14 protein-coding genes are annotated in these 13,703 nt (G+C 48.2%); 4 read left to right on the forward strand and 10 right to left on the reverse strand.

Annotated elements, in window-relative coordinates:
* Window positions 1–36: 36 nt before the first annotated feature.
* A complete protein-coding gene (locus V7R82_RS00200; RefSeq protein WP_338542737.1) occupies window positions 37–1,041 on the reverse strand; it encodes a biotin--[acetyl-CoA-carboxylase] ligase in 1,005 nt (334 codons plus the stop codon).
* Between the two features lie 172 nt (window positions 1,042–1,213).
* Here V7R82_RS00200 and V7R82_RS00205 point away from each other — a divergent pair, with 172 nt between their 5' ends.
* The gene (locus V7R82_RS00205; protein WP_338542739.1) at window positions 1,214–2,260 is read left to right on the forward strand and encodes an alpha/beta hydrolase; all 1,047 of its coding nucleotides are present in this window, start codon (window positions 1,214–1,216) and stop codon (window positions 2,258–2,260) included.
* Between the two features lie 49 nt (window positions 2,261–2,309).
* Here the strand turns inward: V7R82_RS00205 and V7R82_RS00210 are convergent, their stop codons facing one another.
* The 8 genes from V7R82_RS00210 to V7R82_RS00245 form a co-directional block, all read right to left on the reverse strand.
* Complete coding sequence (locus V7R82_RS00210; protein ID WP_338542741.1) at window positions 2,310–3,602, reverse strand: adenylosuccinate synthase; 1,293 nt, start codon at window positions 3,600–3,602, stop codon at window positions 2,310–2,312.
* 12 nt (window positions 3,603–3,614) lie between these two features.
* On the reverse strand, window positions 3,615–4,511 hold the full coding sequence (locus V7R82_RS00215; protein ID WP_338542743.1) for a cation diffusion facilitator family transporter: 897 nt from the start codon (window positions 4,509–4,511) through the stop codon (window positions 3,615–3,617).
* Between the two features lie 60 nt (window positions 4,512–4,571).
* Entirely contained in the window at window positions 4,572–5,522 is a 951-nt protein-coding gene (locus tag V7R82_RS00220) for a C39 family peptidase (protein WP_338542745.1), read from the reverse strand.
* A gap of 217 nt (window positions 5,523–5,739) precedes the next feature.
* The gene (gene glnA, locus V7R82_RS00225; RefSeq protein ID WP_070756758.1) at window positions 5,740–7,086 is read right to left on the reverse strand and encodes a type I glutamate--ammonia ligase; all 1,347 of its coding nucleotides are present in this window, start codon (window positions 7,084–7,086) and stop codon (window positions 5,740–5,742) included.
* 43 nt (window positions 7,087–7,129) lie between these two features.
* The gene (locus V7R82_RS00230) at window positions 7,130–7,480 is read right to left on the reverse strand and encodes a MerR family transcriptional regulator (RefSeq protein WP_023391563.1); all 351 of its coding nucleotides are present in this window, start codon (window positions 7,478–7,480) and stop codon (window positions 7,130–7,132) included.
* Window positions 7,481–7,655: 175 nt separating this feature from the next.
* A complete protein-coding gene (gene citG / locus V7R82_RS00235; RefSeq protein ID WP_315271228.1) occupies window positions 7,656–8,498 on the reverse strand; it encodes a triphosphoribosyl-dephospho-CoA synthase CitG in 843 nt (280 codons plus the stop codon).
* On the reverse strand, window positions 8,491–9,186 hold the full coding sequence (locus tag V7R82_RS00240; RefSeq protein WP_291430633.1) for a GntR family transcriptional regulator: 696 nt from the start codon (window positions 9,184–9,186) through the stop codon (window positions 8,491–8,493). The genes citG and V7R82_RS00240 overlap by 8 nt, the downstream gene beginning before the upstream one ends.
* A gap of 87 nt (window positions 9,187–9,273) precedes the next feature.
* Window positions 9,274–10,014: a MerR family transcriptional regulator gene (locus V7R82_RS00245; protein ID WP_338542750.1), complete on the reverse strand. Its 741-nt coding sequence runs from the start codon at window positions 10,012–10,014 to the stop codon at window positions 9,274–9,276.
* Window positions 10,015–10,118: 104 nt separating this feature from the next.
* On the opposite strand from V7R82_RS00245, the gene V7R82_RS00250 reads away from it, so the two are divergent.
* Window positions 10,119–11,030: a DUF2268 domain-containing protein gene (locus V7R82_RS00250; protein WP_338542751.1), complete on the forward strand. Its 912-nt coding sequence runs from the start codon at window positions 10,119–10,121 to the stop codon at window positions 11,028–11,030.
* A 150-nt stretch (window positions 11,031–11,180) separates the two neighbouring features.
* Here V7R82_RS00250 and V7R82_RS00255 read toward each other — a convergent pair whose 3' ends face one another.
* Window positions 11,181–12,563, reverse strand: coding sequence for a CitMHS family transporter (locus V7R82_RS00255; RefSeq protein ID WP_291430628.1), 1,383 nt, complete (start codon window positions 12,561–12,563; stop codon window positions 11,181–11,183).
* Between the two features lie 348 nt (window positions 12,564–12,911).
* Here V7R82_RS00255 and V7R82_RS00260 point away from each other — a divergent pair, with 348 nt between their 5' ends.
* Both V7R82_RS00260 and V7R82_RS00265 read left to right on the forward strand, forming a co-directional pair.
* Window positions 12,912–13,244: a hypothetical protein gene (locus V7R82_RS00260; protein ID WP_338542753.1), complete on the forward strand. Its 333-nt coding sequence runs from the start codon at window positions 12,912–12,914 to the stop codon at window positions 13,242–13,244.
* A gap of 34 nt (window positions 13,245–13,278) precedes the next feature.
* Entirely contained in the window at window positions 13,279–13,689 is a 411-nt protein-coding gene (locus tag V7R82_RS00265; protein ID WP_338542755.1) for an acetyl-CoA carboxylase biotin carboxyl carrier protein subunit, read from the forward strand.
* The last annotated feature ends 14 nt before the right edge of the window (window positions 13,690–13,703 follow it).

A 13,703-nucleotide genomic window follows, 5' to 3' on the forward strand; every position in this document is an offset into this window, starting at 1 on the left:
AAAAAAATCCCGCATCTTATGATGCGGGATTTTACTTTAGTCGAGGTCATCAGCAAATTGTTGACTAGAAAAATGAACCTCTTGGCTGAAGAGGGTACGAATTTGACCGTGAGGGTCTTGAACCAAGAGGTGGCCCTGGTCGGTGATTCCTTGAATGATACCAGTGTATTCTTGGCCTGCTTGTTGGTAGCTAACTTGGCGACCTACGCCCAGTAGGTGTTCTTCGTAGTGTGCTAGGTAGGTTTTGTCAGAGAGGGTACGGATATAGTAGGCTAATTGCTTAAGGTAGTCATGAATGACTTGGTTGGGATTGAAGTCGGCCGGCATTTCCTGTCCAAAGAGGGTTCCTGCAACAGACTGAGTTGAGGCTTCCGCTTGGCTGAAGTCGCCACTTAAGTTGAGGCCGATGCCAATAATAATCGAGGATAGGCTACGACTTTCAATATCGGTCGTCGCTTCTGTCAGGATTCCGCCAATTTTACGACCACGACAGAAGAGGTCATTAACCCATTTGATACGCAGCCTTTGTCCACTGGCTGCTTCCAGAGCGGCAACCATGGCACTGGCAGCTAGCAGGGTGTATTGGGGTACTTCTTCTAAATCTGTTACTTGGGGTTGGAAGACGACAGATAGATAGAGACCTGAGGCAATATCGGAATGGAAATGGCGACCTGAGCGGCCTCGTCCTTGGGTTTGTTTACGGGCGATGAAGAGGCCAGCTTGGCCAGGTGATTGTATGGCGAATTGTTTGGCTAGGTCATTGGTTGAGGTGACACTGTCATAAATGGCCACATGCAGCGATTCAAAGAGTGTATCTAAGCCACGTTTGATTTGCTGGGCATCAAGGGCATGGCTGACCCTCTCTAGCAGATAGCCCTTCTTGCTTAGACTGGCAATTTGGTAGCCTTGCTGACGCAAGCCTTCGACAGCCTTCCAGACTGCTGTCCGAGATAAGCCTAATTGATCCGCCAAGGCTTGGCCAGAAATGGGCTGACCATCTTGTTCTAGTAAAACTGCCAAAATTTCATCTTGTGTCGACATCATGTGACCTCCTCATCTTCGATAATCTAAGTCTAGCAAATGTCTGGTCCGGGGTCAATTCCTGCCTAGCTAGTTGAAAATAGGGCGAGCTGGACCTATAATGAACTTGAGAGGGGAAGACGGGCAAGTCATGCTTCCCATTATGAAGGATAAAATAAGGAGAGTCTTTCTCATGAATCTTATGAAAAAGCTAGTGCCCCTGCTAGGGGGACGTCATCAACTGGGATTGCCAGGAATTCGCCACTATCTAGCTTGGCGCTACCCTCAGGTCAATTCGGATTTACGCTTTCGAGGGTGGATGACGGATATCTTAGTCGACTTCAAAAAACCGGAGGACCTGAAGGCTTATAATGAGACAGGCCTTACGACCTTCCGAGTGCCCTTGCCTCAAGATCCGGACCTCGTCATCGAAGAAGTGAAGATTCCCAGTAGTCAGAATCCGGGTTTAAGTGCCCTTATCTATCGCTCTAAGCAGCCACGACCCCAAGCGGTAGGCTTACTATGGCTTCATGGAGGTGGCTATGCCCTGGGGCATCCGCGCATGGAATTACCCTTCATCCGGCAATTCGTGCTAGAGACCAATACGGTGGTCGTAGCTCCTGATTATCGGCTGTCCGCTCAGGAGCCCTATCCGGCAGCCTTAGAAGATGCCTACGCTAGCTTGGTTTGGCTCAAGGAAGAAGCGGAACATCTAGGCGTCAATCCTGACCAACTCTTTGTGGGAGGTCCTAGTGCTGGTGGCGGTCTTACCATTGCTACGGTTCTCTATGCTAGAGATCAAAATCAGGTGCAAGTGGCCTTCCACATGCCTATTTATCCAATGATTGATGACCGTCTATCGACAGAGTCCATGAAGGGCAATCGGGAAATGATTTGGAACGAAATCAAGAATCAAGCGGGCTGGCAGCTCTATCTAGGAGACCTCTATGGATCTGAGGAGGTGCCCATCTACGCGGCACCCTATCGGGCATTAGACTTAAGTGGTATGCCACCTGCCTATACACATGTGGGAGATTTAGATCCCTTCTTGGATGAAACCCTCGACTATATGGAGCGACTGCAAGCTGCGGGTGTAGCGGCCGAGTACCGCGTCTATCCGGGTGCCTATCATGGCTATGAGGCTTTCGATTGCCCCTTGACGCGTCAGACTATGGCAGATTGGTTAGCAGCTTACAAGGAAGCTATAGCCCAGCACTTTGCGCCACAAAAGGAATCTTAAACATAAACTCCCCCGTCTATCTGATGATAGACGGGGGAGTTTTCATATATTAGCTGCGCCATACGCTTTCTAAGATCATGGTTTGTTCGCGGTCTGGACCTACGGACAAGGTGGCAATTTTAGCCCCCACTAATTCGCTAATACGACGGACATAGTTTTGGGCATTCAAAGGCAGGTCTTCCAAACGACGACAAGACGTAATGTCTTCAGTCCAACCTGGTAATTCTTCATAGACAGGCGTGCAAGATTTGAGCAACTTGAGGCTAGCTGGATAGTACTCAATCACTTGGTCATCTGGTGTCTTGTAAGCCGTACAAATCTTAATGGTTTCGAGGCCGGTCAGAACGTCGATGGAGTTAAGGGAGAGGTTGGTAATACCGGATACCCGACGGGAATGACGCATGACAACAGAGTCAAACCAACCCACCCGACGAGGGCGACCGGTAGTTGTCCCGTATTCACGACCCACTTCGCGGATTTGGTGGCCAATTTCATCGAAGAGTTCAGTAGGGAATGGGCCATCGCCGACACGAGAGGTATAGGCCTTGCAGACGCCGACAACACGATTGATGCGAGTTGGGCCAACCCCACTTCCGATGGTGACCCCACCAGAGACGGGGTTAGAGGAAGTAACGAAAGGATAAGTCCCTTGGTCGATGTCCAACATGACCCCTTGAGCTCCTTCGAAGAGGACACGCTTGCCTTGATCTAAGGCATCGTTCAAGATAACGGAGGTGTCAGTCACGTATTGTTTAATCTCCTGACCGTATTGATAGTACTCTTCAAAAATATCTTCAAACCGGAGGGGTTCAGCGCCATAAACGCGTTCAATAAAGAGGTTCTTCTCTGCCAAGTTAGTCCGTAGGCGTTCTTCAAAGATTTCACGGTCTAATAAGTCGGCAATCCGAATCCCAACCCGAGCAGATTTATCCATATAGGCTGGGCCAATCCCTTTGTTAGTAGTCCCAATCTTGTTATCGCCTTTAGAGGCTTCTTGGAGCTTGTCCAAGACAATATGGTAAGGCAAGATAACATGGGCACGTGAGGAGATACGAAGATTATCGGTTGAGACACCTTCGCCATGTAGGTAGGCAAGTTCTTCCACGATAGACTTAGGGTTAACGACGACGCCATTGCCAATGACGCTGATTTTGTCAGGGGAGAAAATCCCGGAGGGAATGAGGTGTAACTTGAAGGTTTTGCCGCCAAACTGAATGGTGTGACCGGCATTGTCGCCACCTTGGTAGCGTGCGATGACTTCGGCATTCTCGCTTAGGAAGTCGGTAATTTTCCCTTTACCTTCATCGCCCCATTGAGTGCCTACAACAACAACTGATGACATAAACATACCCCTTTACTGATTGAGATTGGTTTGGAAATATGGTTCGACATGGACATCGACATCATACACATTATAATTATACGCTAAAATCTGTTCGATTTCCTCTGTTATGTGATGAGATTGAATAACTGAAAGATGACCATCAATTAAAACGGTGATATCCACGTGGACATACTGGCCACAGAGACGAGCGCGAATCTGCGACACAGCGCGGATTTGAGGGTGTTTGAGGACGATTGCGCGATAGGCTTCTAGTTCCTCTTGGTCAAAACCATCTGATAATTCAAAGGTCGAATCTTTGAAAATAGTATAGGCGGTGTGGAGGATAATGCCACCAATTACAAGAGCCGTCAGGATATCCAGCCAGGCTAGTCCTAGGCTAGATGCGGCAATGGCCACCATGGTGGCCAGTGTCGTTAAGAAGTCACTGAAGAGGTCCTTGGCACTGGCCTTGAGCCCCATGCTCTGAGTTTGTTGGGCTAAATGATGGATGTAGCGCTGGGTGACGAGTAAAATGACACTGGTAGCCAGCCCCACCCAGAGTGCTTGGAGATCAGGGCTGGGATAATCCTGAGCGATAAAGCGTTTTGCTGAAGTTTTGATAACTTCAAGTCCGACAGTGAACATAATCAGAGAAGTGGCGAAACTGGCCAAGGGTTCAAATTTGGAGTGACCAAAATAATGATCCTCATCTGCTGGTTTGCGGGCAATTCGAAGGCCAATAAAAATCAAAATCGATGAGATGATGTCCGTTAAGTTGTTAAGACCATCGGCTCTGAGAGAAGCTGAGTGGAAGAAATAAGCGGCGCCCAATTTGAGGCTAGAAATAATCAGGTAGACGATAATGCCGACTAATGCCCCACGGGCGGCAATTTTAAGTTGCTGGTTTTGTCTGTCGCTAGTTTGCATAGAATTTTCCTCCGCGAGATAATGCCAAAAAATCAGGAGCCTTAGCTCCTGAAATGATGCTTATTTGGATAAGGCCCAATAGTTGACCCCTTCTTCCATCATGGTTTGGGCTGGAATAGCTTTAATGCTGAACATTTTGCTTGGGTCATCATTAGGGTCATTGACATAGACTTGGCCATCTTGGTAGCCACGAATGACAAGGATGTGGCCAGTTTCAGTGAAGAGGCCTGGTTTAACCGTCGCGACAATCGCTTGCCCTTGGTTGACAGCCTGCATGGCTTCTTCAAAGTTATTACCGAAATTGGTGAACTGATAATTGAAGGATTGAGCGAAGTCATAGAAAATATTCCAAGAAGTTCCTTGGTTGTGGACATAGTAATGGTCCTTGCTCCAATCCAAAATGGTCTGCGGTGTCACCGTAGCTTGCGGATTATAGTAGGCATGAATCATAGCCAAGGATAGGATTGCACAGCCATTCTCACCTAATTGGCGAGTAGTATCTGTACCGTATTGGAGGGTCCGCCATTTAGGGTCTTTCTGCAGATAGAGCGGAATGTCCAGTTGTTTGACGTTCTGCAACTGGCTAACTTCGGCTGGTTTTTGCGGCAGGAAGAGATAGCCTAGCTCGCTGATATTTTGGCGGTGCTTGTTGATGGCAGCCACGATGTCAGACTGGGCATTAAGTAAGTCGTTCTGATAGTCTTGTTTTTGGATATCTTGCAAGACTTCAGAGAGCTCGTCCTTGGATAGGCTGTGAACTAGGGAATCATCCGATAGTTGCAGTGGAACCGTGTTGAAAGGCGCCGATTCTGACTCACTAGATGACTCAGGTGTGCTAGAGGTCACTTGGCTACTTTGGACCTGAGCAATATGTTCTTGGCCAGCCACTTGGTTATTTAATTTTGATGCCTGATGCGTATTTTCCTTGAGGAAAACGACAATCGCCGTCCCGCAAATCAAGAGCAAGAAGAAGGTAACAACGGCAATCGTATTTTTACGACGTTTGCGCATAGGGCCAGCTCCTTTGGTTAAGTAATCAATCATAAGGGAAGTATAACAGAGAAATATATGATAAATATGAATTTTCTGGCAAGAAATCAAAGAATTTCTCCGATACAATCCTTAGTTATTGTATCAAAACCTGGAACATAAAGCACCTAATCTGGTTGCCTGTTACAGAGACTTAATAAAGAGAGGCTGGGTGTTACACCAGCCTCTGACTTATTGCTTAGTAGTTTTTGAAGTATTGCTCTAGTTCCCATTGGGTGACTTGCTTTTGATAAGCGAAGTATTCGGCTGTCTTCTCAGCGATGAAGTTTTGTGCGATGTGGTCACCCAAGGCTTCTAGAATAACAGGTTCCTTCTTGAGTTCTTTGAGGGCTGCGCGCAAGGAACCTGGTAGATCCTCTACCCCTTCCGTTAGGCGCTCTTCACGGGTCATGGTGTAGATATTACGGTCAACTGCTGAAGGGGGCATAATCTTATCTTCAATCCCCTTGAGGCCGGCTGCCAAGAGGACAGACAGAGCCAAGTAAGGGTTAGCCGCTGGGTCTACACTCCGCGCTTCAATCCGAGTAGAGTTACCTCGAGCTGCCGGAATCCGGATAAGAGGCGAACGGTTTTGACCAGACCAAGCTACGTAGACAGGGGCTTCGTAACCAGGCACCAGCCGCTTGTAGGAGTTAACCAGTGGGTTACAGATAGCGGTGTAGGCACGGGCATACTTGAGCAAGCCACCGATAAAGTAGAGGGCGGTTTGGGAGAGTTGGTCTTCTGTATCCGGATCGTAGAAGGCATTACCTGATTCATTAAAGAGGGACATGTTACAGTGCATCCCGCTCCCGGCAATGCCGAAGATAGGCTTAGGCATGAAGGTCGCGTGCAGGTTGTGGCGACGGGCCACGGATTTGACGATGAGTTTGAAGGTTTGGATATTGTCGGCAGAACGGAGGGCGTCTGCATACTTCCAGTCGATTTCGTGTTGGCCAGGCCCTACTTCGTGGTGGCTGGCTTCAATTTCAAAGCCTAGAGCTTCTAGTTCCAAGACGATGTCACGACGGCAGTTCTCGGCCAAGTCGTTAGGCGCCAAGTCAAAGTAGCCGCCGTTGTCGTTGAGTTGCATGGTAGGTTGGCCTTTTTCATCTAGTTTGAAGAGGAAGAATTCTGGCTCTGGCCCAATGTTGAAGGAAGTGAAGCCAAGGTTTTCCATGCGCTTTAGAATACGCTTGAGGTTGCTACGAGGGTCACCTTGGAAAGGTAAGCCATCCACGCTGTTGACGTCACAGATTAAGCGGGCAATCTTGGTGTCACCGGCACCTTCCTTCCAGTTGAAGACTAGCCAAGTGTTGTAGTCAGGTACCAAATACATGTCGCTCTCTTCAATCCGGACGAAGCCTTCAATTGAAGAACCGTCGAACATCATTTTGTTGTCTAAGGCCTTTTCTAATTGGGAGACAGGCACTTCGACGTTTTTGATAGTCCCAGTAATATCGGTGAACATGAGGCGGACATAACGAACATTGCGTTCTTTGGCGTCTAGTAAGATACTTTCTTTGGTCCATTGAGTGGTTGGCATGGAAATCCTCCTTTTGATAGTAGGCTAGTCAGTCTAGCCAGACTTAGCGAAATCGACCTTGGATGTCTAACTCATCCCATAAAATCCGACGGACATCTTGGTCAGTCAGGGGTTGACTGGTAGTAGGGTGCCCCATATGAGGGCGCTCGGCTTCTGACTCGAAGCGACGTTTGATGCCCTTTAGGGTCATGCCTTCCTCGAGCAGGTCACTAATTTCCAAGAGCCGATCTACATCGTTGAGGGAGTAGAGGCGGCGATTGGTTGAGCTTCTGCCCGGCACTACCAGCCCGAAATCTTCGTAATGCCGAATTTGCCGGGCGGTCAAGCCTGTTAGGGTCATGACGGTTCCAATGGGAAATACGGCGAGAGATTTGCGGAATTCTTTGGCTGCCATAGTTGTCACCTTCTTTTATCATTTATGATTATAGGGAAAGTCAAATGAGGGGTCAACTGCATCCTGACCTCTTATGTTAGATAATATGACAAACGTTCGGATTCTGCAAGCCAGAGACCTGGATCAGTCGCTAAGCCAAATAAAAAAGCTTGCCAAGTTACTTAGCAAGCCGGGATTAAGTTTGGGTAATCAATGTACAGAAGTAGCCTAGAGCCAGGAAATCGGCACTGCCGCCGGGGCTGAGATGGCGTTCGATGAGGACTTGGTCATAGGCTGTGAGCCGCTCTTCAAGTTGGGCCAAGGATAAGTCAGGCAGCTGGTCTAAGAGTAGACTCATTTCGCCTTGAATCTGGGCTAAGGCGGTCAGTCCACCCCGGTGGAGTAGGTTGCCATCTTGGACAGTAGCCATTAAATAGACTAAAGCCTGCAACCAAAGCTGGCGCTGGTCCAGACCTTGGCGCTGACTGACAAAGGAGAGCAAGCCTTGGCGTAAGACCGGATAGCCTGCTGCTGCTTCGCCCCGGACCCCGGTAATACCATGTTCCAAGTAAAGGCGTTCGCCATAAGAGAGGGAGGTTTTTTGGGCCAAATGGGCAAAATCCTGAGTCACGAGGTGCTGGGTCATGGCCTCAATTAAAGCCCAACTAGCGCCTAAGTCGCCATGGCAGGCTCCCAAGGCACCTAATAGGAGGGCGAAGGAAAAATTGGCCCCTTTATGGGTGTTGACACCAGCGGTGGCTGCTAACATGGCGGCTTCGGCTTCTTGCCCTAGCTGACGTAGGGCTTGGAAGAGCTGATCAGGCGACCCCGCATGTGTTTGGCCTAATTGGACATAGCCTTTAAAATAAGGTCGTAAGGCCTCAATACTAGCAGCGAAGGTTTGTGGCGTCATATCGTCATGTGCCCCATTGGACCAAGGGTCTACTAGGCCAGGCTTAGGCGCTAGTTGAACTTCGAAAGCCAAGGCCTGGCAGGCTAGGTCTGCCAGATAATCACAAGAGAGCGTCTTATTAGTCAATGTGCAGTTTCTCCATTTGCTTGAGGATGAAACGCAGGGACCGATCCAGATGCTCGTGAGTAATGAGGGTAATCTGATCAATATCGTGGTTGCACATCCCGCGGTAAATCAGCCAGTGTTCTTCTAGGGCTGCGCTCCGGCGTTGGGAGGATCGAATGGACAAGTCGCGGAAATAAATAACATAGGTCCGTAGTTCAGAGACGATGTCCCGCAGGCGGGTCATCTGGCTCTTGGCATAGATGAAGTCATTGAATTTGGTGAAGTTAGCCAAGACATCGTCTACGCGGTCGGCCTGGTTGAGTTGCTCGCACTCTTCTAGGATAGCTTGAAGTTCTTGGAAGTCCTCGGGTGTCATCAAGGTCATAGCCTTAATGGTAGCTAAGGTGTCTAGGGCCTTGCGGATATCGTAGATTTCTAGGGCGTCCTTGATGCTAATACCTTTGACAATAATGCCAATCTTAGGAATATGCTCCACTAAGAGCTCCTTGGTTAATTCTGTTAAGGCATAGCGGATGGGCGTTCGACTAATATTGAGAGCAGTAGAGAATTCCTTCTCATTGATCCGCGTTCCAGCTGGGATTTGGCCCAAGATAATCGTCTTACGAAAGGCTTCGTAGAGCGAGATTTTGAGGGGTTTATTCTGAGTAATATCTAAGTTGCGTTTGACCGCCTCGATAATCGCAGACATAGGGATTCTCCTTTTCTTTTTGATGTCATCATGTCCATTATACCTAAAAATAGAGGTTTTAGCCAAGCCAAGGCCTTGTTAGGGCCCTTAGGATTTAGCGTGGCGGACAAAATATTGGATAGCTTGACTGACGAATGCTGCTAAATCGGGAGCAAAGCGATTGAGATTGTGGCGAAAATCAGGATTGTCTTGATAGTTTTGCCCAATGTAGCCGAAGACGGTCAGGGAGCAGTCAAAGGCATAGGTATTGAGGAGACGGTAGAGTTCTTGACATAAGCTTTGGATAGGCTCCGACTCGATTGAAAGTCCGGCCTCAAAATGCTGAGCCCATTGGCGAAAGACCGCATTGAATTTCTCGGCGACCTCTATTTTCTGCCCCTCTTGGCGCTTCTCAGCCTCAATCATGACGTCTAGGCCGTAATCTTGTCGCGCTTGGCTAACATAGGGCAGCATATCTGGATAGCTAAAACCGCGAAATTGCGCTTGTGGTGATAGGGACTGGCCTGCTTTTTTAGCTTGGATGCTAGCCGTTAAGGTTTCTATTAAGGTGTCTAAACGTTGGCGCTCTGATTGTAGTTGAGTCAGCTGTTGCTCCAGAAGTTGGAGGAAATTAGTGCTATTAGCCTCTAGCAACTTGCCAATGTCCTCTAGTGAGAGACCTAAGTATTTATAGTAGAGGATGAGCTGGAGACGCTCCAAATCTTCTTGGTAATAGCGGTAGCCATTGGCCTCTTTCTTAGCTGGTAAGAGGCCAATGGCATCATAGTGGTGGAGTGTTCGAGGGGAAACTCCAGCTAACTGAGCAGCTTCTTTGACCCGATAAATCATGCCTGCTCCTCCTTTTTAGTAAAATCTAGTATTTAGTATAACATAGGGCTTGACCCTAACGTAAGGTTAAGGTGTAGACTAATAGAGAAAAAGGAGGAATTAGGATGAACTTAAAGATCATTCGTACAGATCAAGTCTATCGACAAGTCTTGACCTTATCCCCAGAGCAGGGCGAAGCCTTATTCAGGAAGGAAGTTTTAGCGCCTTTTCGGGGGAAATTTGCCCGCCAGGGTTTAAGTATAGAAGCTGGACAGGGGGCGGATGCCCTGCAGATTTTGAGCTTGGCCAATCTAACGCCCTTTAACCTAAGGTCTGAGCATAGTGCGGATATTGATGCACTAGACGATTCAGTTTATCAGGAGCTAGAAAAAGCTTTCCATCTGGCTATTGACAGTTTCGAACAGGCAGGAATCCACCCACCATGCAAAGAATATGTCTTAGCGATCTTGCTAGGCAAGGCGGAGAGTCCTGTTATGCGACTCAATGATAATTATCTGGGTGAAGGCGGGATTCCGGGCTACATCTTCTTGTCCTTGGTACCAAGCCAGGAGACCTTGCGACGTTTGCCAGCGGCCTTGGCCCATGAATGTAACCATAATGTGCGCTACCAATTTGTGGATTGGCAACAAGGGGCCCTGAAGGAGCTTATGGTGGCAGAAGGCTTGGCTGAGAACTTCGTGCTAAAACTCTATGGGCCCGACTATCTAGGCCCATGGGTGACCAAGACCGATTTGGCGACCTTAGACAGTCTAATCAAGCCCAAAATTAAGGCTAATCTTGATATCTCTAACCTCTATGGGGCCGCTCCTTATCTCTACGGGGATGAATTGACCCAAGTGCAAGGGGGGCGCCCTGTCGGTCTGCCCTATGCAGCAGGCTATAGCTGTGGCTATCACTTGGTACGCTACTATCTTAAGAAGACGGGCGTGAGCATTGAAGAAGCTAGCTTGAAGACAGCTGATGAGATCTTGGCTCAGGTACCAGAATTCTGGGAGCAGCCAACTTCCCAACTCTAACCAAGCAATCTTGCTTTGCTACCCTATCTATCAATCTATCTATTGATAGATAGGGTCTGAGTTAGGAAATTTACGTGCATAAGTTAGCACAATTTGATAGGGACACAAAAAAAGAGCTAGGACTTAGTCCTAGCTCTTTTGTCTTAGGTATTATTGTGCTAAGTAGAGTGGCATGTGGCCCATCAAGACGATAGTGACCACGAAGATAACGAAGACCACTGCGGCGTACTTAGCAGATTCACGTTGCCATTCGCCCATGTCCAAGCCAGTTAAGCGGAGCAAGAGGTAGATGAAGGCAACCAGTGGGCTCAAGAGGTGGAAGGCTTGCCCCATGAGAGAAGCCAAGGCCATTTGCATATCGGTGAAGTGATATTGACGACCAATTTCTGCGAATGGAATCAGCACCCCGTAGTAGAAACCATCGTTGGTTAAGAAGAAGGTCCCTGGTACGGAGATGAGGGCAATAATCAAGCTCCAGAAGCCTGCTAATTGTTGTGGAATGATGTGGACGATGCTGTCGGTCAAGGCCTTAGCCATACCCGTTCCTTGGAAGAGACCCATGAAGACCCCTGCCCCGAAGACGAGGAGGACCACTTGTACCGCATCCCCAGCGTTCTCACCAATACGTTTGGATTGAGTCTTGAGGTCTGGGTAGTTAATCATCATGGCTAAGCCGGTCCCGATTAAGAAGAGGACCACAGGCTTGACTTCGATGGCTTTGATGAAGGAGCCAGCTACTAACCAACCAATTAGGACGATGGTCATAACGGCATTAATCCAGAAGTTTTGAGGACGGCGAATAGCCAAGACTTCAGGGTCAGAAATAGTAGTCAATTCATCAAGCTCAGCTTCAGTTAACTCTTTGACACCTAAACGAGCACGTTCTTTTTTACCCATACCACGGGCAACGAAGAAGATAACGTAGAGAATGGAGAGAACCATCCCTGGCGCTAAATAACCCAAGATGTCGGCTTCAACGCCCAAGACGGACATGGCACGAGCGGTTGGGCCACCCCATGGCAAGAGGTTCATGATGGTGTTTTGCAAGATAACTAAGACACCCAAGTTCATGAGTTTCATGTCGAGTTTCTTGTAAATTGGCACGAAGGCCGAGCAGCAAATCAAGGTAGTGGTTGTTCCGTCACCGTTCATGGAAACAGCAGCCGCAACAATAGCAGTAGCCACGAGGACTTTCATTGGATCGCCTTTAGCGTAGCGAATCATTTTGTTAGTAATTGGGTCGAAGAGACCGGAATCTAACATGAGGGAGAAGTAGAGGATGGCGAAGAGGAGCATAACCCCGGTTTCAGCCGTCCCTTTCATTGCAGTGAGTTTATCCTTGGAGTTGTTGCCAAAGAGACCTTCGCGAACGAGTGTCCCGATGTTGACATCTTGGACCACGCCAGTTAAGACTGCTACCAGCGCAAAAGCAAGCGGAATGAGTACTAAGGCAGTGAATGGTGACATTTTCTTCTTCATGATGACATACATGAAGACAACCATCATTGCATAAGCAAAGACTGTGAGTAACATCATATCTTCCTTTCTGAAATTAAAATAATAATAGCATGGGTATGAGCCAAAAGTCGCTAAAACCTTCTGACCTTGACCCGACACGTCCATTCCATGAAATGAACGCGTTTACTTTATGCCTGTATCATAGCGAATGTTTAGACAAAAAGAAAGGGCTTTAGCTAAAAAGAACACTTAAAAAACAAGGGCTCAGAAAATTTGTATAGCCAAAAAAGACGCCTTGCTTAATAGGAAGACTAAATCAAAATCTTGGCCTAATAGAACACAAAAAGAACAGTATTTGACTAGTGTAAGCGCTAGTTTAGGGTATAATACAAGTAGTAGATTAATCTGGAAGGGAGTGAAGAAATGGAACTACTCAGACGATTATTTGGCGGCCGACGCCGCGCTGAAGAAGCAGAGAGCCAAGAACAAGCTCAAGCTCAGCAAGCTGCTTTTGAGGCAGAATGGGAGCCAGTAGCAGCCTATGTGGCGGCCGACTCAGAAGAGGCGCTAGAAGTCAGCGTGATTGCTTCTGCTCTAGCAGCGGCCAATTATCCCGACAGTCAATTCGTGGTCAAGCGCGTCTTAAAACGCAACCCCGAAGCGACGACTGTATCGGTGATTGCGTCAGCCATTGCGGCTGGGGACGCCCCTGACAGCCAATGGGCGGTCAAGCACATTTATCAAAAACGCACATAAGGTTTATGGATTTATTTAGGAGGAATTATACAATATGTTACGCAAATTCAAAATCAAAGTTGACGGCAAAGAGTACTTGGTAGAAATGGAAGAAATTGGGGCCGTAGCGCCGGTTGCTCCAGTTGCGCCAGCACCAGTAGCTCCTGCTCCAGCCCCAGCTGCACCAGCTAGCGAACCTGCAGCAGAAGCAAGCCCAGCGCCAGCTGCCCCAGTTTCTGTAGCACCAGCCGGAGCAGATGCCATGCCATCCCCAATGCCAGGGACTATTCTCCGCATCTTAGTTAACGTTGGGGACACAGTGGCTGAGAACCAACCATTAATGATCTTAGAAGCCATGAAGATGGAAAATGAAATTGTAGCATCTAAAGCAGGGGTGGTATCAGGGATTCATGTGGCTAACGGTCAAGTAGTAAACCCAGGCGATGCCCTCATCACCATCAACTAATATAGTCAGTAAAG

This window comes from Abiotrophia defectiva ATCC 49176, assembly GCF_037041345.1.
In the GTDB taxonomy this organism is placed as follows: Bacteria; Bacillota; Bacilli; order Lactobacillales; family Aerococcaceae; genus Abiotrophia.

Excerpts from the sequence above, each read along its gene's own strand:
- V7R82_RS00200 (WP_338542737.1), bottom strand. The coding sequence starts at position 1,041 with ATGTCGACACAAGATGAAATTTTGGCAGTTTTACTAGAACAAGATGGT.
- V7R82_RS00205 (WP_338542739.1), top strand. The coding sequence starts at position 1,214 with ATGAATCTTATGAAAAAGCTAGTGCCCCTGCTAGGGGGACGTCATCAA.
- V7R82_RS00210 (WP_338542741.1), bottom strand. The coding sequence starts at position 3,602 with ATGTCATCAGTTGTTGTTGTAGGCACTCAATGGGGCGATGAAGGTAAA.
- V7R82_RS00215 (WP_338542743.1), bottom strand. The coding sequence starts at position 4,511 with ATGCAAACTAGCGACAGACAAAACCAGCAACTTAAAATTGCCGCCCGT.
- V7R82_RS00220 (WP_338542745.1), bottom strand. The coding sequence starts at position 5,522 with ATGCGCAAACGTCGTAAAAATACGATTGCCGTTGTTACCTTCTTCTTG.
- glnA (WP_070756758.1), bottom strand. The coding sequence starts at position 7,086 with ATGCCAACCACTCAATGGACCAAAGAAAGTATCTTACTAGACGCCAAA.
- V7R82_RS00230 (WP_023391563.1), bottom strand. The coding sequence starts at position 7,480 with ATGGCAGCCAAAGAATTCCGCAAATCTCTCGCCGTATTTCCCATTGGA.
- V7R82_RS00240 (WP_291430633.1), bottom strand. The coding sequence starts at position 9,186 with ATGTCTGCGATTATCGAGGCGGTCAAACGCAACTTAGATATTACTCAG.
- V7R82_RS00245 (WP_338542750.1), bottom strand. The coding sequence starts at position 10,014 with ATGATTTATCGGGTCAAAGAAGCTGCTCAGTTAGCTGGAGTTTCCCCT.
- V7R82_RS00250 (WP_338542751.1), top strand. The coding sequence starts at position 10,119 with ATGAACTTAAAGATCATTCGTACAGATCAAGTCTATCGACAAGTCTTG.
- V7R82_RS00255 (WP_291430628.1), bottom strand. The coding sequence starts at position 12,563 with ATGTTACTCACAGTCTTTGCTTATGCAATGATGGTTGTCTTCATGTAT.
- V7R82_RS00260 (WP_338542753.1), top strand. The coding sequence starts at position 12,912 with ATGGAACTACTCAGACGATTATTTGGCGGCCGACGCCGCGCTGAAGAA.
- V7R82_RS00265 (WP_338542755.1), top strand. The coding sequence starts at position 13,279 with ATGTTACGCAAATTCAAAATCAAAGTTGACGGCAAAGAGTACTTGGTA.